General features: G+C 72.7%; 16 protein-coding genes. 10 read left to right on the top strand and 6 right to left on the bottom strand.

Translation table 11 applies throughout. The features are described 5' to 3' along the window. Window positions 1-66: 66 nt before the first annotated feature. The 3 genes from ACQEVU_RS44005 to ACQEVU_RS44015 are packed head-to-tail and all read left to right on the top strand — an operon-like array spanning window position 67 to window position 3,310. Complete coding sequence (locus ACQEVU_RS44005; RefSeq protein WP_433334580.1) at window positions 67-1,296, top strand: PP2C family protein-serine/threonine phosphatase; 1,230 nt, start codon at window positions 67-69, stop codon at window positions 1,294-1,296. Further along, window positions 1,293-2,861: a sensor histidine kinase gene (locus tag ACQEVU_RS44010; protein WP_433334582.1), complete on the top strand. Its 1,569-nt coding sequence runs from the start codon at window positions 1,293-1,295 to the stop codon at window positions 2,859-2,861. The genes ACQEVU_RS44005 and ACQEVU_RS44010 overlap by 4 nt, the downstream gene beginning before the upstream one ends. Further along, the gene (locus tag ACQEVU_RS44015) at window positions 2,858-3,310 is read left to right on the top strand and encodes a response regulator (RefSeq protein ID WP_433334584.1); all 453 of its coding nucleotides are present in this window, start codon (window positions 2,858-2,860) and stop codon (window positions 3,308-3,310) included. Before ACQEVU_RS44010 ends, ACQEVU_RS44015 begins: the two co-directional genes overlap by 4 nt. A 360-nt stretch (window positions 3,311-3,670) precedes the next feature. On the opposite strand, the gene ACQEVU_RS44020 is transcribed toward ACQEVU_RS44015, so the two are convergent. From ACQEVU_RS44020 to ACQEVU_RS44035, 4 genes are all read right to left on the bottom strand, one after another. Next, window positions 3,671-5,026, bottom strand: coding sequence for a dipeptidase (locus ACQEVU_RS44020; RefSeq protein ID WP_433334586.1), 1,356 nt, complete (start codon window positions 5,024-5,026; stop codon window positions 3,671-3,673). 611 nt (window positions 5,027-5,637) lie between these two features. Further along, window positions 5,638-6,723 (bottom strand): M48 family metallopeptidase, encoded by a 1,086-nt coding sequence (locus ACQEVU_RS44025; RefSeq protein WP_433334588.1) that lies wholly within the window; start codon window positions 6,721-6,723, stop codon window positions 5,638-5,640. Next, window positions 6,720-7,412 (bottom strand): uridine kinase family protein, encoded by a 693-nt coding sequence (locus ACQEVU_RS44030; protein WP_433334590.1) that lies wholly within the window; start codon window positions 7,410-7,412, stop codon window positions 6,720-6,722. The genes ACQEVU_RS44025 and ACQEVU_RS44030 overlap by 4 nt, the downstream gene beginning before the upstream one ends. A gap of 39 nt (window positions 7,413-7,451) precedes the next feature. Then, window positions 7,452-8,999, bottom strand: a complete 1,548-nt coding sequence (locus ACQEVU_RS44035) for a cobyric acid synthase (protein ID WP_433334592.1) — start codon at window positions 8,997-8,999, stop codon at window positions 7,452-7,454. 121 nt (window positions 9,000-9,120) lie between these two features. Here ACQEVU_RS44035 and ACQEVU_RS44040 point away from each other — a divergent pair, with 121 nt between their 5' ends. The 5 genes from ACQEVU_RS44040 (at window position 9,121) to ACQEVU_RS44060 (ending at window position 14,021) form a co-directional block, all read left to right on the top strand. Continuing rightward, the gene (locus ACQEVU_RS44040) at window positions 9,121-10,089 is read left to right on the top strand and encodes a cobalamin biosynthesis protein (RefSeq protein WP_433334594.1); all 969 of its coding nucleotides are present in this window, start codon (window positions 9,121-9,123) and stop codon (window positions 10,087-10,089) included. Window positions 10,090-11,042: 953 nt separating this feature from the next. Next, window positions 11,043-11,591 carry a hypothetical protein gene (locus ACQEVU_RS44045; RefSeq protein ID WP_433334596.1) on the top strand — a complete coding sequence of 183 codons (549 nt, stop codon included), beginning with the start codon at window positions 11,043-11,045 and terminating at the stop codon, window positions 11,589-11,591. 256 nt (window positions 11,592-11,847) lie between these two features. Then, a complete protein-coding gene (locus tag ACQEVU_RS44050) occupies window positions 11,848-12,303 on the top strand; it encodes a hypothetical protein (RefSeq protein ID WP_433334598.1) in 456 nt (151 codons plus the stop codon). 15 nt (window positions 12,304-12,318) lie between these two features. Next, the gene (locus tag ACQEVU_RS44055) at window positions 12,319-13,371 is read left to right on the top strand and encodes a sensor histidine kinase (protein ID WP_433334600.1); all 1,053 of its coding nucleotides are present in this window, start codon (window positions 12,319-12,321) and stop codon (window positions 13,369-13,371) included. Beyond that, window positions 13,368-14,021, top strand: coding sequence for a response regulator (locus ACQEVU_RS44060; protein WP_433334602.1), 654 nt, complete (start codon window positions 13,368-13,370; stop codon window positions 14,019-14,021). The genes ACQEVU_RS44055 and ACQEVU_RS44060 overlap by 4 nt, the downstream gene beginning before the upstream one ends. On the opposite strand, the gene ACQEVU_RS44065 is transcribed toward ACQEVU_RS44060, so the two are convergent. Further along, on the bottom strand, window positions 14,014-14,271 hold the full coding sequence (locus ACQEVU_RS44065) for a hypothetical protein (protein WP_433334604.1): 258 nt from the start codon (window positions 14,269-14,271) through the stop codon (window positions 14,014-14,016). The genes ACQEVU_RS44060 and ACQEVU_RS44065 overlap by 8 nt on opposite strands. A gap of 128 nt (window positions 14,272-14,399) precedes the next feature. Between ACQEVU_RS44065 and ACQEVU_RS44070 the strand changes: the two genes are divergently transcribed. Together ACQEVU_RS44070 and ACQEVU_RS44075 are read left to right on the top strand one after the other, a co-directional pair. After that, entirely contained in the window at window positions 14,400-15,719 is a 1,320-nt protein-coding gene (locus ACQEVU_RS44070) for a condensation domain-containing protein (RefSeq protein WP_433334606.1), read from the top strand. Window positions 15,720-15,748: 29 nt separating this feature from the next. Beyond that, a complete protein-coding gene (locus ACQEVU_RS44075; RefSeq protein WP_433334608.1) occupies window positions 15,749-16,051 on the top strand; it encodes a DUF4287 domain-containing protein in 303 nt (100 codons plus the stop codon). Between the two features lie 278 nt (window positions 16,052-16,329). Here ACQEVU_RS44075 and ACQEVU_RS44080 read toward each other — a convergent pair whose 3' ends face one another. Next, window positions 16,330-17,079 carry an SDR family NAD(P)-dependent oxidoreductase gene (locus ACQEVU_RS44080; RefSeq protein WP_433334610.1) on the bottom strand — a complete coding sequence of 250 codons (750 nt, stop codon included), beginning with the start codon at window positions 17,077-17,079 and terminating at the stop codon, window positions 16,330-16,332. Window positions 17,080-17,139 lie beyond the last annotated feature (60 nt).

The raw sequence follows: 17,139 nt of genomic DNA on the forward strand, positions 1-17,139 counted from the left end.
GTAGGGGAGGATCGTCCTCATGTGTGCCGCGCGACAAGTATCTGTGCCCCGGAGACGGGTCTGAGCATGGCGAGTGTCAGCACGACGGTTGATCTCCGGAACCGGCGGATCGGTCCGTTCCCCGGCGAGCGGATCCGCGTGCTGCTGGTCGAGGACGACCCGGGCGACGCGTTCCTGGTCCGCGAGCTGCTCGCGGAGGCCGACGCGCCGTTCGACGTGGAGATCGCCCAGACCATGCGCGAGGCACTCCCCCGCTTCCGGGAGGTGCAGTGCGTCCTGCTCGACCTCGGGCTGCCGGACGCGAGCGGCCTCGACGGGCTGCGCCAGGTGCTGCAGCACGCGGCCGGCGCCGCGGTCTGCGTGCTCACCGGCCTCGAGGACGAGCACCTGGGCATCGCCGCGGTCGCCGAGGGCGCCCAGGACTACCTGGTCAAGGGCGCCGTGGACGGGGCCGGGCTGTCGCGCGCGGTGCGCTACGCGGTCGAGCGCCGCCGCGCCGACGAGCAGGCCCGCCTGCTGCGCGAGTCCGAGCTGCGCCAGGCCGAGTCGGCCCGCCTCGAGCGCGGCCTGCTCCCACAGCCGCTGATGCGCAACGTGGCCGCCGAGCTGTACAACATCTACCGCCCCGGCCGCGACCGCGCCCTGCTGGGCGGCGACTTCTTCGACGCGATCGGCGTCGACGGCGGCACCCGCCTGCACCTGCTCATCGGCGACGTGTGCGGCCACGGCGTGGACGAGGCGCCACTGGGCGTGGCGCTGCGCGTCGCGTGGCGGGCGCTCGTGCTCGCCGGCGTGCCGGAGGAGCACATCCTGGACTCCCTCGAGCAGGTCCTGGTCGCCGAGCGGCGCACCGACGAGCTCTTCGCGACCGTCGCCGTGGCCACCGTCGACCTGGCCGCCGGCATCGCGCGCATCCGGGTCGCCGGGCACCCGCCGCCGATCCTGCTCTCCGGCGGCCGGGCCGCACCCTGCGACGTAGAGCCCGGCCTGGTGCTCGGCGTCGTGCCGGGCATGCCCCGGCCGGCGACCGAGGTGGCGCTGGAGCCGGCCGGTGGGTGGGCGCTGCTGCTGTACACCGACGGCCTCATCGAGGGCGCCGCCGGCCCCGACGCGGCGCCGGGCGACCGGCTGGGCGTCGAGGGCCTGTGCCGGGTGCTGGAGGACCCGGACCGGGTCGCCGCCCCCAACCTGCCCGGCTGGCTGGCCCAGCAGGCCGAGGCCCACAACGGCGGCCCGGTGCCCGACGACATCGCGGTGCTGCTGCTGACCCCGACCCCGGATTTGGGAGCCAAATGACCCCGTCGTCCTGGTCGCTGTGGCGGCGCATCGCCGCGCTGTGCGCGATCGTCGCCGGACTGCTCGGCATCATCGCGGTCAGCGCGACGGCGACGGCCGCGGCCAACCGCAGCGAGACGACCGAGGTCATGGAGCGGCTCACGCCCGCCCGGGACAACGCCGAGCGCCTGTACTCCCAGCTGCTGCGCCAGCAGTCCGGCGTGCGCACGTTCGCGCTCACCGGCAAGGACTCCGACCTCGACAGCTACCGCGACGCCCAGGCGCAGGAGAGCCAGATCCTCGGCGAGACCGAGCGCCTGGTGGCCGGCGAGCCCGCGCTCGTCGACGCGGTGCACCAGGTGGCGGCGGCCACCGCGGCGTACCGCAGCCAGATCACCGAGCCCCTCATCCAGGCCACCCGCACCGACGGCGTCAACCCGGATCGCGCGGCGCCGACCGACCAGTCACGCGCCGTGTACAACGCCGCCGCCGGCCGCATCGCCGAGCTCTCGCAGCGGCTGACCGTGCGCCGCGACGAGGTCGCCGCCCAGGTGCGCGAGACCAGCACGGTGCTCATCCTGCTGCTGATCTTCGCCGCCGTGGTCGTGGTCACCGCCGGTGTCCTGCTGGCCCTGCTGCTGCGCCGCCTCGTGACCCGCCCCGTCACGGGCCTCGCGGCCGAGGTGCGGCGGGTGGCCGGCGGCGATTACGGGTACGAAATCCGCAGCTCCGGCCCGCCCGAGCTCAGCGCGCTGGCGAGCGACGTCGACACCATGCGCCGGCGGATCAACGCCGACCTCAACGACGTGCAGGAGGCCCGCCGGCTGGTCGAGGAGGCCAACCGGATGCTCGAGCAGCAGGCCGCCGAGCTGACGCGCTCCAACCGGGACCTCGAGCAGTTCGCGTACGTGGCCAGCCACGACCTGCAGGAGCCCCTCCGCAAGGTGGCGAGCTTCTGCCAGCTGCTGCAGCGGCGGTACTCGGGCCAGCTCGACGAGCGCGCCGACCAGTACATCGGCTTCGCCGTCGACGGGGCCCAGCGGATGCAGCGGCTCATCAACGACCTGCTCGCGTTCTCCCGCATCGGCCGGCTGACCAACGGCTTCACCGACGTCGACCTGAACAAGGTCGTCCTCGACGCCGCCGCGCAGTTCGACGCCCAGCGCGAGGCCACCCAGGCCGAGATCGTCTTCACCGACCTGCCGGTCGTGCACGGCGAGGAACCCCTGCTGGGCGCCCTGTTCTCCAACCTCATCGGCAACGCCATCAAGTTCCGCCGCCCCGACGTGCCGCCGCGCATCATCATCGACAGCCACCTGACCGACGAGGGCGAGTTCGAGGTCAGCGTCGAGGACAACGGCATCGGCATCGAGCCCGAGTTCGCCGACAAGGTCTTCGTGATCTTCCAGCGCCTGCACGCCAAGGAGACGTACCCGGGAACGGGCATCGGCCTCGCCATCGCCAAGAAGATCGTCGAATATCACGGTGGGCGGATCTGGATAGACCCGTCGCACCGCGAAGGTACGCTGTTCCGGTTCACCCTCCCGGCGCCCACGCCGGTTATTGTCGAGGAGTCCGCAGAATGACCGCCCCCGTCGAATCCTCCCTGCCCATCGAGGTGCTGCTGGTCGAGGACGACCCGGGCGACGTCCTGATGACCCAGGAGGCGTTCGAGGAGCACAAGGTCCGCAACAAGCTCAACGTCGTCCAGGACGGCGAGGAGGCGCTTGCGTACCTGCGCCGGGAGGGCCGCTTCGCCGACGCCACCCGCCCCGACCTGATCCTGCTCGACCTGAACCTGCCGCGGGTCGACGGCCGCGAGGTGCTGCAGGTCATCAAGGAGGACCAGGACCTGCGCCGAATCCCGGTCGTGGTGCTGACCACCTCCCAGGCCGACGAGGACATCCTGCGCAGCTACTCTTTGCACGCGAACGCCTACGTGACGAAGCCGGTGGATTTCGACAGCTTCATCGCGGTCGTCCGCCAGATCGACGAGTTCTTCGTCAGCGTCGTGAAGCTCCCGCCCCGCAGCTGAGCTGTACTCCCTGGCGACCAACCGGTTCTCGGTCGCTGCCTTTTCCACCGCCACGTGGCGGCAGGCATTTCCTCAACGCGGGCCGACCGCGCACGCCCTCGGCGCATTCGGCCGCTGTTGCCTGTCCCCGGCCGCCTTCAGCCGTGTCACGCGCGGGCCCTCCGCCGCGTCCCCGGCCCCCCTCTTGCCTGGTCCGTCAGCAGCCTTTAGCCGCGCCCTTGTCTGTGCTTCCTTACTGGCCTTAGCTGCCCTTTCGGCGGCTTTGGCCCGCGTTCTCGACAGGCCCATAACGGATAAATCCGGGCATCGGAGATGCCCGGATTTATCCGACTTATCATCATTTTCTGGGATCGGTCCCGATTACGCGGTCAGGCGGGACACCTTCGACAGCAGCAGCGCCTCGGCGGTGCACACGCGCTCGAACTCGGCCAGGTGCAGGCTCTCGTTCGGCCCGTGCGCGCGCGTGTCGGGATCCTCGACCCCGGTGACCAGGATCGCCGCCTTCGGGAACAGGTCCTGGAACGTGGCGATGAAGGGAATCGAGCCCCCGATCCCCATGTCCACCGGCTCCGCCCCGTCCCACGCATCGGCAAACGCCTGCCGCGCCGCGTCGAACGCCGGCCCGCTCGCGTCGATGACGCACGGCTCGCCGAGCTGCTCGAGCTCGACGGTGACGCGGGCCCCCCAGGGCGCGTGCCGGCGCAGATGCTCGGTGATCGCGTCGTACACCCGCTGCGCCGAGTCCCCCGGCGCGATCCGCACGCTGAACTTGGCCTTGGCCACCGGCACGAGCGCGTTGGGCGCCCCCGCGGTCCCCGGCGCGTCGATGCCGAGAATCGAGATCGCCGGCCGCGTCCAGAGCCGCTCGACGAGCCGCCCGCTGCCGATGAACTGCACGCCGTCGAGCATTCCCGCCTCCTCGCGGAAGCGCTCCTCGGGGTAGTCCAGCGGCGCCGAGGGCGTGCGCAGCAGCCCTTCGACGGCCACGTCCCCGTCGTCGTCGTGCAGGCTGGCGATGAGCCGCGACAGCGTCATGAGCGCGTCGGGGACCGCCCCGCCGAACATCCCGCTGTGCACGGCGTTCTCCAACACCCGCACCTCGACGAACCCGTTGACGATCCCGCGCAGCCCGGTCGTCAGCGCCGGCTGCCCGATGTCCCAGTTGCCGGAGTCGGCAATCACGATGACGTCGGCCGCGAGGTCGTCGCGATACTCACGCAGCAGATCCTCGAGCGACTCCGACCCGTACTCCTCCTCGCCCTCGACGAACACGACCACCCCGACGGGCAGGTCGTCCCCGAAGGCCCGCAGGGCCGCGACGTGCGCCATGACGCCGGCTTTGTCGTCGGCAACCCCGCGCCCGTACAGCCGCCCGTCCCGCTCGACGGGCTCGAACGGATCGCTGACCCACTGCGAGAGGTCCCCGACGGGCTGAACGTCGTGATGCGCGTACAACAGCACGGTCGGCGCACCGGGAGGCGCGGGCCGACGCCCGATCACCGCGGGCTGTCCGCCCTTGCGCACGATCCGCACGTCGGGCAGCCCAACCCCGCGCAGCAGCTCGGCAACCGCCTCGGCCGACCGCTCCACGTGGCTGTGATCAAACCCGGCAAACGCAATGCCCGGAATCCGGACAAGACGCTCAAGATCGGCGCGTACACCCGGCATCTCCCGCCGGATCGCGGCACGGAGTTCTTCCTCGGTTCGCACTGTCATACGCAGAACTTACTGCGCACGAAGTCCGATCGTTCGTTCCGCTCCCTTTCCCGCCCCCCATTCAAGCAACGCCCCGCTGCGACACCCAGGACGTCGCGTTGCTCTCAACCAGCCACTCGCGAACTTCCACCTTCGACGGCACGCGGGCCCGCCCTTGCCCGCCCGTTCGCAGCCCTCGCGATACGTCCGCTCAGCAAGCCACGGCCCGTGGGGTTCGCGGCGTTCCGCTCGTTGACCGTGCGGAGGCATTCCCGCCGGCCCGCCGGCCGCTGCTCGTCGTCGGCGGGCCCCCCTTCCGTGGCTGGCGGTGGCAGCCCGCAAGCCCAACCTGGTCTCCGCGGCCGCCGCGATCTATGCGGCCGGCAGACCCCGGACCGCCCGCGGCGCCAGCCCCCCGCCTCCGCGCGGCTCCCCGTCGCCCAGCTCGCCGCCGTCAGGCCGTCCGCCTCCGCGCGGCCTCCCGCCGCCCAACTCGCCGCCGTCAGGCCGTCCGCCTCCGCGCGGCCTCCCGTCGCCCAGCTCGCCGACGTCAGGCCGTCCGCCTCCGCACGGCCTCCCGTCGCCCAACTCGCCGCCTTCTGGCCGTCCGCCTCCGCGCGGCCTCTCGTCGCCTAGCTCGCCGCCGTCTGGCCGTCCGCCCCGTCAGAATCGTTGCCACGCATCCAGCCGCGCATGCGGCCCGCACCGGCGCCGACCCAACCGCCCAGGTCCGCGGCGCCGTCGCCGAGCTTGCGCAGCAGCGACACGAGCGGGTCCTGCGACCGGCTGAACGCCTGGCGGTACGACGCCGCCGCGGCCTTGATCTCCTCACTGACCGACGCATTGCCGTCGTCGTCCCGGCGCGGGTAGTCGCCGGACAGAATCCGCTGATACTCGCCGCTGTCGATCCAGGCCCGCACCTCGGCCGCCCGCGCCACCGGCATCGGGTGGGAGCGCGCCGTCACCATCCGAATCTTGATCAGGCTGTCGCGCAGGTCGCCGGCCCGGTCGAACTCGGCCGCCTGCTCCAGAAACGCCGTCGTGTCGACCTCCGACAGGTCGCCGCCGCCGGCCAGCTTCATCGCCAGCCGCAGCGAGGCGGCCGGGTCCTGGCACGCCAGCAGCCCGGCGCGGTCGGCGGACAGTTCCGCCTTGCGCCACCACTCCATCAGCGCCGCCACGATCGCCCGCAGCACCATCGACCCGACGGGCAGCCAGGCCAGCCGCACCGCCCAGTCCGTGAGGATCATGACCATCGTCCGGTACACCGCATGCCCGCTGATCAGATGCCCGAGCTCGTGCCCCAGCATGCAGCGCAGCTCCTCGTCGTCGAGCAGCTCGACGGCCCCGGAGTTGACGACGATGAACGGCTTCGACATGCCGATGCACATGCCGTTGATCGAACGGTCCTGCTGCACGAACAGCTCCGGCAGCTCGGCCATGTCGAGCGACGCGCCGGCCTCGGCGAGCAGCCGGTGCACCCTCGGGTACTGCCGGTGGTCGACCCGGATCGCGTTGCCGAGGAACTGCAGCCGCCAGGCCCGCTCGTTCCACAACGCGTGCAGCGACTTGAGCACGTCGTCAAACCCGCGCAGCTCCCGCAGCGCGACCAGCGCACCCCGATCGGCCGGGTGCTCCCAGGCCCGGGAACTGATCCCGGTCAGCACCACCCGCCGTCGTACCGGAGGATTTCCGCTCTGCGCCTCGTCGGTGCTCATCCGCTCCACCCCTCCCCGTCCGGCCTGCTCTCCGGATCGTCCCCCAGTGTTGCGCGGGCCGTCCACCCGGTCGTGCCGATGATGTACTCAATTTCCGGATCATGTGCATCCGCCGGAGCGCCGTCCACCAGCAGGTCGACGGCCTCGGCGGTCGCGTCCTCGGCGTAATGGCCGTCCTCGCCCGCCATCCAGCGCTCCCACTCCGGGCGCAGCGCCTCCCCGTCACGCTCCAGCCCGCGCCGCAGCCGCAGGTCCCGCGGCGCGTACACCAGCACGCCGAGCGTCAGGTCGGCTCGCATCGCCGCTGACGCGCTGCCCACGCCCTCGACCACCAGGACCTCGGGCGGCTCAATGGTCGTCCATTCGTCGCGGAGCCGCTCGAGCTCCCAGTCATATCGCCGGTACGCCCCCGCCTCCCCCCGCCGAAACGGCTCCAGCACCCACTCCCGCAGCCGCGGCTGCCAGACGAGCAGCTTGGCCCACCCGTCGAGGAAATCGTCGGTGTGCAGCACCGCCACCCGCCGACTCTTCCCCAGCTCGGCCGCGAGCCGCCCCGCGAACGTCGTCTTCCCGGACCCGGCTCGCCCGTCGACCCCGACCACCCGTACCGCCCCCAGCCGCGCCGGCGACGCCAGCACGGTCGACGCGAGCTCCCGATACGTCCCCTTCACCGTCTCCCCCGTTCTCATACATCGCCGCTCGTCGGACTCCGGCCCGCCATTACCCGATCATCGCGTCCCCACGGTGATGGTCGGCAGTCCGGGAGGCGCGCCACCCTCGATCAACCGCCACAACGCGCCGGTGTCCAAATGCTCCTCGACCAGGTCCCCCAGCACGTCCACGGTCCGCTCCCGCAGTGCCGCGAACGAGGTGTCCGGCGCGACCTCGAACCCGTGCCGCCCGGCAAGCCGCGCCGCCTCGGTCAGGAACACCCGCCGAAACTCGTCCGACTCGAAGGCCCCGTGCCAGTGCGTGCCGAACACGTTGCCCGCGACCGCCCCCTCCCCGCTCCCGTCGGGCCGCCTGATGAACGGCCGTTCCACGCCGCGGGTGACCTGCCCATGATGGATCTCGTACCCCGTAACGGCCACCCCGTCGAACGCCGTCCCGCTCGGCAGCGCCAACGTCTTGCGCTCGGCAAACGCGACGTCGACGGGCAGCAGCCCGAGCCCCGCAACGGTCCCCTGCCGGCTCTCCACCTCGTCGTCGATGCGCTCCGCGAGCATCTGGAACCCGCCACAGATGCCGAGCAGCGGGCGCCCGGCCTTGGCGTGCCGGACGATCGCATCGGCAAGCCCCCGCTCGCGCAGCCACGCCAGATCGTCCACAGTGGACTTACTGCCGGGGACCACCACGAGATCGACGTCGGCGATGTCGGCCGGCTCGACGGTCAGCCGGACCTGGACCCCCGGCTCACACGCCAGCGCTTCGGCATCCGTGGCGTTCGACAACCGAGGCAGCCGGATCACCGCAACGCGCAACCACTGGCTGCCGCGCGCCGGCGCCGGCCGCCCGAGCACCCGCCCGTCATAGGCAAGCGAGTCCTCCGCGTCGAGCCACAGGTCATACGACCAAGGCAACACCCCGAACGTCGGCCGCCCGGTCAACTCGGTCAGCGACTCCACCCCCGGCCGCAGCAGCCCCGCGTCGCCCCGGAACTTGTTGATGACGAACCCGCTCACCAACGCCTGGTCCTCGGCGTCGAGCAGGGCCACCGTGCCGAACAGCGCCGCGAACACCCCGCCGCGGTCGATGTCCCCCACCACGATCACGGGCAGGTCGGCGGCCCGCGCCAGCCCCATGTTGGCCAGGTCCATGGCCCGCAGGTTGATCTCCGTCGGACTGCCCGCACCCTCACAGATCACCACGTCGTGGCGGCGCCGCAGGTCGGCCAGGGTCTCCAGCACGGTGGAGCGCAACCGGTCCTTGATCTCCGCATAGTTGGCGGCGCCGATGTGACCGACCGCCTGCCCGAGCACGATGACCTGGCTGCGCCGGTCGGAGCCGGGCTTGAGCAGCACCGGATTGAACCGCACGCTCGGCGCCAGCCCGCACGCAACCGCCTGGAGCGCCTGCGCCCGGCCGATCTCACCACCCGTGCCGTCGGGCTCGATCGCCACGGCCGAGTTGTTGGACATGTTCTGCGCCTTGAACGGCGCGACGTTGACTCCCTGCCGATGCAGCCACCGGCATATCCCCGCCGTCAGCAGACTCTTGCCCGCATCCGACGTCGTTCCCGCGACGAGCAGACCACCCTTGCCTTCCACGCCGCCCATTTTGCCGCGGCGGTACGACAAGAAATCCGCCCGACCGCCAACAGTGATCGAAGCATCACTCTGAGCGACTCACCCGTGACCCATCGCCAAAACTGTCAGACCCCACCGGTACGTTCGCGGCATGAAATTCTTGGCTGGCACCCGGGCGGACGCTATCGGCATCGTGCTGGGCGCGGTGCTCGACGCGGTCTTCGGCGACCCCCGCCGATGGCATCCGGTCGCCGGCTTCGGCCGGTTCGCCGGCGCGCTGGAGGACCGCCTCTACGCCGACGACCGCCGGGCGGGCGCTCGCTTCGCCGCGGTCGCGGTCGGCGCGCCCGTGGCCGCGGCGGTCGTCGGTGCCCGTCTCACCCGCGATCGCCCCATCGCCCGCACCGCACTCATGGCCGCCGCCACCTGGTCCGCGCTCGGTGGCACCAGCCTGGCCCGCGAGGGCCGTGTCATGGCCGAGCGCCTCGCGGCGGGCGACCTGCCGGCGGCGCGGAAACAGCTGCCAAATCTGTGCGGCCGCGCCCCCGACACACTGGACGCACCGGAGCTGGCCCGCGCGACGGTGGAGTCCCTGGCCGAAAACACGTCCGACGCCGTGGTCGCCCCGCTGTTCTGGGCGGCGGTGGCCGGCGTGCCCGGCATCGTCGGCTACCGCGCGATCAACACGCTCGACGCCATGGTCGGCCACCGATCGGCCCGATACGCGCGATTCGGCACCGCGAGCGCCCGCCTCGACGACGCCGCCAACCTGGCCCCGTCACGCCTCACCGCCGCGCTCACCGTCGCCGCCGCCCCCATCGTCGGCGGCAGCCCGTCCCGCGCGTTGCGCACCTGGCTGCGCGACGGCTCCCATCACCCCAGTCCCAACTCGGGCCAGTGCGAGTCCGCCGCGGCCGGCGCGCTGGGCGTTCGTCTCGGGGGCCGCAACGTGTACGGCTCGCGGGTCGAGGAGCGGCCGCACCTGGGGGACGGATCGCCGCCGACCGCGGCGGACGTGCGCCGCGCCGCCACCCTCGCGGTCGCGGTCGGAACGGCCGCCGTCGCCCTGGCCGCCGCGACGCGGCTCACCCTCGCCCGCCGACGCCGCCGAAAAGCCTGACCAAGCCGCCCACCCACGCCGCCGCGCCGCCCCGCCGCCGCACGCCCGCCGCCGCACGCCCGCCGCCGCCCGCCCGCCGCCGGCCGCCCGCCGCCGGCCGCCCGCCGCCGCCCGACCCAGCCGCCGCCCGACTCCGCCGCTATTCACCCGACCCAGCCGCCGCCCGACCCAGCCGCCGCCCGACTCCGCCGCTGTCCACCCGACCGCGCCACCGTCCGCCCGCCACCGTCCATTCGACGGCGCCGCCACCCAAAGGCACACGCCGCCACCCGGCTCGCCGCCGTCCAGACGTCATCGGCGTCCATCCGACGGCGGCGGTACCGGACCGCACCGCCGCGTGCACGCCCGCGCCGCCGTCCATCCGGCGGTGCTGCCATCCGAAGGCAGCGGCTTGGCGAGATCGAGCCGCCGAGCCGGGTCGACAGCGACAGGCGACGGGCCCGGAGGCGGCAGACCCCCAGACACGCGGCTCCAGACGATGAGCCCAGGGCCCGGGCGGCGGGCCAGCGAGCATGGACGTGGGCCCGGAAGCCCGCACGGCGGGCCGAACGAGGCACGCACGGTGCGCCCAAAGCCCGCACGGCGGGCCGAACGAGGCACGCACGGTGCGCCCAAAGCCCGCACAGCGGGCCGAACGAGGCACGCACGGTGCGCCCACAGCCCGCACGGCGGGCCGACGAGGCCCAGACGGTGAGCCCAAGGCCCGGCCGCGGGCCAATCGGGCACAGACGGTGCGCCCACAGCCCGGGCGGCGGGCCAACGAGGCGCAGACGGTGGGCCCAGAGCGCGCGCGGTGGGCCGGCAAGGCAGCAATTGCAGCGGATGGCGAGAACGTGTGCGCGGTCGGTGACCAGCGAAGACGATTCATCGATGGGCGACCGGGGTCTTCTAGCAAGCAGATGGCGCAAAAACAAGAGCTTGTCTCACATCAGTCACGGTTCTACCTTGCACTCGTGCAGCTCGTGCTCCTCCCCGTCCTCGCACCGCTTCGCGCGTTTCGGCGCGACGATGTGCACTCGCCGGTGCTCGATGAGTTCATGGGTGGGCTGGGAGTCGGCTACAGCTACGGACCACCGTTCGGTCAGCGGCTCGTCACCTGGGCCGACCTGCAACGCATGGAGCTTCCCCGCCGCATGCTGCGCCGACAGGCCGCCCACAACCTCGATGCACGACTTGATGCCGTTGGCGTTCATGGTCAGCCACCGGCGCTCATGCTCAACTTCGAAGGTATCGCCTCCACCCTGCTGCTCGCCGAAGGGCTGTGGGCGGGGCTCGAACGGTCGGTGCCCGGCGAGCTCGTCGTCGGGGTGCCGGCGCGGGACGTCGTCATCGTGACCGGGTCGCAGTCGCCGCCGGGGCTCGCGAAGGTACGGCGGGCCGTCGATCGGGTGTTCTTCGCCGGGGACCGGTACCTGCTGTCGCGGAAGCTGCTGGTCCGGCGGCGGGGCATCTGGGAGCCGTTCGTGGACAGCCCGGTCCGCACGCCCCAGGCCGCGTACTGACGCGCGGCCCCAAACGGCCGCGCGCCAGAACAACCGCCCGAGCAACCGAGGGCGGGGCGTCGGCGCGGTGCCGCGCGGCTGGCACAAGCTCCGAAGCGGGGCATAAGACAAACCACCGCGGCCAACGCAACGAGCGCAGCCGCGCCCGGCAGAAGAGCACAGGCGAGCGGCACGGTGGGAGAGTAGGGCTGGCCCCAGGGCGAATACGGCGGACAGCGGCAGTGATCGATGAGCCGCAAACCGGCACAGTCGGGGCATGGCAGCGAACGATCTGATGGCGAAGAGCGCCGCCCCAAGTTCCGTAACGCAGTCGTTCTGGCTCTGGGTCGGTGCGGTGGCGGCGGGCGCGGTCGAGACCGTCGCCGTCGTCGGTGGCGGAGAAGCCGGGAGCGGCCGTGACGTCGCGGTCGGCGTGGGCGTGCGCTGCCTCGCGTACGCCCTGGTGCTCGGGCTCGCGTTCCTCATGCGCGGCGGCACGAGGTGGGCCCGGATCGTGCTGGCCCTCGGGCTTGGGATCCTCGGGACGCTGTCGCTCGTCATGGAGCCCATCGAGTGGCTCGCCGATGACAACAATTCCATAAAGACGCTATTTGCCGAGGTTGATGGCTGGTGGTGGGTGGCGGCCGCGGCGCGGGGCGGGCACATCCTAGCCGTCTGGGGGGCCGTCGCGCTGATGTTCACGACGGCGGCCAACCGGTACTTCCGGAAGTGACCGTAATATATAGGCGTGCGCCGAGATGTCCTGCTCGCCCTGGGATTCGCGGTCGTCGTGGTCCTCGGCGGATGGCGGGCCGGGCTGGTGCAGCAGCCGCCGCGGGAGCCTGACCTCGTCGGATACGCGCTGATGGCCGCCGCCGCGCTGGGGCTCGCCTGGCGGCGGCGGCAGCCCGTGGCGGCGCTCGCGGGGGCCGTGGGGTTCAGCTCGGTGTACCTGCTGGTGGGGTACCCCTTCGGGCCCATCCTGCTGGCCGTGGTGTGGGCGATGTTCGAGTACGCGCGGCGCCGCCCGCTGCGGGACTCGGCGCTCGCGGCGGGGGCGGCGGCGGCCGTCTCGGTGGCGGCGGTGCTGCCGCGGATGACGAGCCACCTCAACCTGCCGGCGCTGGGGCTACTGCTGTGGGGAGCCTGCTGGCTCGCGGTGCCCTGGTCGCTGGGCGCGCTGCTGTACCTGCGCCGGCACGCCCAGGCGCAGAAGGAACTCGAGCTGATCCGGCGGGCGCTGCTGGAGGAGCGGATCCGGGTCTCGCGCGAGGTGCACGACGTCGCGGGGCACGGGTTCGCGGTCGTGGCGATGCAGGCCGGGGTCGCGCTGGTGGTGCTGGACGAGCGGCCCGAGCAGGCACGGGAGGCGCTGCGGGCGATCCGGGACACGAGCCGCGCGGCGCTGGACGAGCTGCGGGCGGTGATCGAGAACATCGACTCGCCGTCGGACATCGCCTCGCTCGTGGAGCAGGTCCGGGCCGCCGGGGTCGAGGTGCGGCTCGAGCATGACGAGCTCACCGGGGCCAGCGACGGGCAGCGGCGCATCGCGTACGAGGTGGTGCGCGAGTCCCTCACCAACGTCCTGCGCCACGCCGGGGAGAGCGGCGCGACCGTCGAGGTGCACCAGGAGAACGCCGACGTCACGGTGCGGATCGCCAACGACAACCGGCGGCGCGCCCAGCTCGGCGAGCCGGGGCGCGGCATCGAGGGGATGCGCGAGCGCGTCGAGACGGCCGGCGGCACCTTCGAGGTCACGGCGGGCCGGAGGTTCGAGATCCGCGCGAGAATTCCCCGATGATCCGGGTGGTCGTCGTGGACGACGAGGCGCTGATCCGCAGCGGGCTGCGGATGCTCATCGAGCGCGAGCCCGACCTCGAGCTGGCCGGGGAGGCCGCGGACGGGGCGGCGGCGCTGGAGCTGATCCGGCGGGAGCGGCCCGACGTCGCGCTGCTCGACCTGCGCATGCCGGGGCTGGACGGGCTGGCCGCGCTGCGGGCGATCGCCGCCGATCCGCAGCTGCGCGGCACGCGGGCCGTGGTGGTGACGACGTTCGAGACCGACGAGAACGTGTTCGCGGCGCTGGACGCGGGGGCGGCGGGGTTCGTGCTCAAGGACGCCGAGCCGGCCGAGCTGATCCGGGCGGTCCGGGTCGTGGCCGGGGGCGAGGCGCTGCTGTCGCCGTCGGTGACGCGGCGGGTGATCGCGCGCTTCGGCGGTACGGGCGGGCCGCCGGTCGACCTCGGGGCGCTGACCGAGCGCGAGCGTGAGGTGGCCGCCTGGGTGGCGACCGGGCGCTCCAACGACGAGATCGCCGCGGCCCTCGCGGTCAGCCCGGCGACGATCCGCACGCACGTGGGGCGGGCCATGCTGAAGCTCAACGCCCGCGACCGGGCCCAGCTGGCCGTGTACGCCATCCGCGCCGGCCTGACCGTCAACCCGCCTAGGTAGCGAGCACGGCGGCGATGCGGCGCAGCACTTCGGTGGCCGGCTCGCCGGTGGTGCGGGCGTGGTCGAGCAGGATGAGCGCGGCCAGGTTCGTCATGCCGGTGAAGGCGCGGCCCACGTCGGCGATGGTGTCCTCGTCGCCGATCATCTGCTGCAGGTAGCCGCTGCGCGTCTCGGCGTCGTGCGGCGCCTGGAACAGCAGCGTCAGCACGCCGATGGCATTGCGCGTGTCCTCGAGGCGGCGCTCGTCCATGCGCCCGACCCTATCGTGCGGCAATGACACAGCATCGAGAGAGCGCTCTCGCAACCCCCCGAAGAGCCGATTGACTCTCCTCCATGTCTGCCCAGAATTGGCCCACGGGGCGATCGGAGGGAGCACCGATGGGCACCGAAACGCGTCGTGTCACCGTACCGTTCTCCGGCGAAGGCGCCGGGACCGCGCCGATGACCTGGGCCCAGCTGGGCATCTGGAAAACGATGGTCCGCACCGGCATCAATATGAACATCGGCGGTGCGGTGCCGATGCCGCCGGGCACGAGCGTCGAGGAAATGCAGACCCTGCTGCGGTACCTCGTCAGCCGCCACCAATCGCTGCGCACCCGCCTGCGGTTCGGCCCGGACGGGGAGGCCGAGCAGGTGCTGTACGCGGAAGGCGAACTGGAATTGACGCTCGTCGACGCCGACGACCCGGCCGCGGCGGCCGAGGAGCTGCGCGCCGAGTGGGCCGCGACGCCGTTCGACTACGAGCGGGAATGGCCGGTGCGGATGGCCGTCGTGCGCGGCGGCGGCGCGGTGACCCACGTCGTGCTGATGTACTGCCACCTCGCCGTCGACGGCTTCGGCATCGAGGCGATCGTGCGCGACATGGCCAACCTCGACCAGGCGACGGGCCAGGCCACCGCGCCGGTCGCCGCGCTCACCCCGTTCGAGCTGGCCGAGAAGCAGGCGAGCGCCTCCGGGCGGCGGGCCGGCGAGAAGTCCCTGCGGCACTGGGAGCACGTGCTGCGCAACATCCCGCCGCGGCGCCTCGGCACGTCCGACGACCCGCGCACCCCGCGGTACTGGGAGCTCGTCCTGCGCTCCCCCGCGCTGCACCGGGCGCTGCCCGGCATCGCGCAACGCACCGGGATCGGACCGGGCTACGTCATGCTCGCCGCGTACGCGGTGGCGCTCTTCCGCTGCACCGGCCGCAACCCCAGTGTCGCCCAGCTCGTCGTCAGCAACCGCTTCCGCCCCGGCTGCGGCGACTCCGTCAGCCAGCTCGCGCAGCTGGCCCTGTGCGCGATCGACGTGGCCGGCGTCGACTTCGACGAGGCCGTCCGGCGCGCCTTCACCGCCGCGACGAGCGCGTTCATGCACGGCTACTACGACCCGCTCGGCCTCGACGCGGTGGTCGAGAAGGTCCGGCAGGAGCGGCCTGACCTGGAGTACGACATCATCGTGAACGACCGGATGGGCGTCCTGGGCGCCACGGACGGCGAGGCGGCGCGGACGCCGGCCGCCCCGACGACCATGCGCTGGACGCGCCGGCTCGACGCCCTCGACGCGGTGCTCAACATCAGCTTCGACGCCGCACCCGACGCCGTCGAGGTGACGATCTGCGCCGACACCCACCGGCTCGCGCCGGCCGAGATCGAGGCACTCGCAAAAGAAATCGAGAACGCTGTCGAAATCGGGGTGGCCAATCCGACGCAGGGGTGAAGGCACATCCGCTGCGAAGGAGACCCACGATGTCGTTCCAGGCCTACCTCGACGCCCTCGAGACCAAGACCGGCAAGACCCCGCGCGAGCTGCTCGCCCTGGCCGCCGAGCGCGGCCTCGAGGGCCCCGCGACGAAGGCCGCCCCGGTCGTCGACTGGCTGCGCGACGACTACGGCGTCGGCCGCGGCCACGCGATGGCGCTGCTGCACGTGATCAAGCGCGGCGCCCGGATCTCCACGAAGCACGTCGGCACCACCGGCACGCACCGCGACGACTCCGACACGCTGTGGCTGGACGGCAAGGCCTCCCGCCCGGCGGCCGTCACCCGCTGAGGCAGTGCACCCACACCACGAGCCGCGGCGCCCACGCGCCCTCCCCGTGTCGAGCACCCCGAGCTCGACCCGCTCCCCCGCCACCAGGCAGACGGGCCGGTCGCCCTCGTGCGGCCGGCCCGCGGCGTCGGTCGCCAGCCCCGCGTCCAGGGCCCACACCCACAAACGCATGGTTGAGATCATAAATATGCCGCGCTACCGCGACGTCCGCCGTGGTCGAGGCCCGTGACTCCCGGGCCACGCCACGTCCGCGCGTAGTCACCCTCCCCTGGCGGTTGTCAGTCGAGCACCGCACCGGCGGTCATGTTGAGCGCGGCGCCCGTGACGGTACGGGCGAGGTCCGAGGCGGCGAACACCGCGAGGTTCCCGACGTCCTCGAGCGTGGCCGCCCGCCCGGTGAGGGTCTGGTCCCGCAGCCAGGACCGCAGCTCCTCGGCGCCCGGCACGGTCTCGGGCAGCCCGCCGGTGCGCAGCGTGAGCACCCGGATCCCGTACGGCCCGAGCTCGCAGGCGAGCTGCCGCCGCATGGCCTCGACGGCGTCGAAGGTCGCCCCGATCCCGCCGACGTGGAACTTCCCGGCCACCTTCCAGTCGAACGGCCCCCCGAACGTCATGATCACCCCGGCCCGCCGCGGCATCATCCGGCGCGCCGCGGCCCGCGCGGTGAGGAACTTCGACCGCACGGCGACCTTGATCGGCCGCAGGTAGTCGGCGACCGGCATGTCCACCACCGGCGTGCCCTGCACGTCCTGGTCGGCGATGACGTTGACCGAGATGTCCAGCCGCCCGTCGCCCTCGACCACGGCGGTGGCGTGCGCCTCCACCTGGTCCTCGTCGAGGGCGTCGACCACGGCGGCGTGCGCCGATCCACCCGCGGCCGAGATGTCGTCGGCGACGGCCTGCAGCGTGGCCGCGGTACGCCCGGCGAGGTGCACCACGGCCCCCTCGCGGGCGAAGGCCCGCGCGATCGCCCCGCCGACCGAGCCCCCGCCGCCGTACACGATCGCCGTTCTGTTCCTGAGCAACACGAAGGTCCTCCCGGGTGTTCGTAGGTTCCGGTCACCCCTACAACCCGGCCACCCACCCCG

This window comes from Dactylosporangium sp. CA-139066 (assembly GCF_050936175.1).
Lineage (GTDB): Bacteria > Actinomycetota > Actinomycetes > Mycobacteriales > Micromonosporaceae > Dactylosporangium.

Excerpts from the sequence above, each read along its gene's own strand:
- ACQEVU_RS44005 (WP_433334580.1), top strand. The coding sequence starts at position 67 with ATGGCGAGTGTCAGCACGACGGTTGATCTCCGGAACCGGCGGATCGGT.
- ACQEVU_RS44010 (WP_433334582.1), top strand. The coding sequence starts at position 1,293 with ATGACCCCGTCGTCCTGGTCGCTGTGGCGGCGCATCGCCGCGCTGTGC.
- ACQEVU_RS44015 (WP_433334584.1), top strand. The coding sequence starts at position 2,858 with ATGACCGCCCCCGTCGAATCCTCCCTGCCCATCGAGGTGCTGCTGGTC.
- ACQEVU_RS44020 (WP_433334586.1), bottom strand. The coding sequence starts at position 5,026 with ATGACAGTGCGAACCGAGGAAGAACTCCGTGCCGCGATCCGGCGGGAG.
- ACQEVU_RS44025 (WP_433334588.1), bottom strand. The coding sequence starts at position 6,723 with ATGAGCACCGACGAGGCGCAGAGCGGAAATCCTCCGGTACGACGGCGG.
- ACQEVU_RS44030 (WP_433334590.1), bottom strand. The coding sequence starts at position 7,412 with ATGAGAACGGGGGAGACGGTGAAGGGGACGTATCGGGAGCTCGCGTCG.
- ACQEVU_RS44035 (WP_433334592.1), bottom strand. The coding sequence starts at position 8,999 with ATGGGCGGCGTGGAAGGCAAGGGTGGTCTGCTCGTCGCGGGAACGACG.
- ACQEVU_RS44040 (WP_433334594.1), top strand. The coding sequence starts at position 9,121 with ATGAAATTCTTGGCTGGCACCCGGGCGGACGCTATCGGCATCGTGCTG.
- ACQEVU_RS44050 (WP_433334598.1), top strand. The coding sequence starts at position 11,848 with ATGGCAGCGAACGATCTGATGGCGAAGAGCGCCGCCCCAAGTTCCGTA.
- ACQEVU_RS44060 (WP_433334602.1), top strand. The coding sequence starts at position 13,368 with ATGATCCGGGTGGTCGTCGTGGACGACGAGGCGCTGATCCGCAGCGGG.
- ACQEVU_RS44065 (WP_433334604.1), bottom strand. The coding sequence starts at position 14,271 with ATGGACGAGCGCCGCCTCGAGGACACGCGCAATGCCATCGGCGTGCTG.
- ACQEVU_RS44070 (WP_433334606.1), top strand. The coding sequence starts at position 14,400 with ATGGGCACCGAAACGCGTCGTGTCACCGTACCGTTCTCCGGCGAAGGC.
- ACQEVU_RS44075 (WP_433334608.1), top strand. The coding sequence starts at position 15,749 with ATGTCGTTCCAGGCCTACCTCGACGCCCTCGAGACCAAGACCGGCAAG.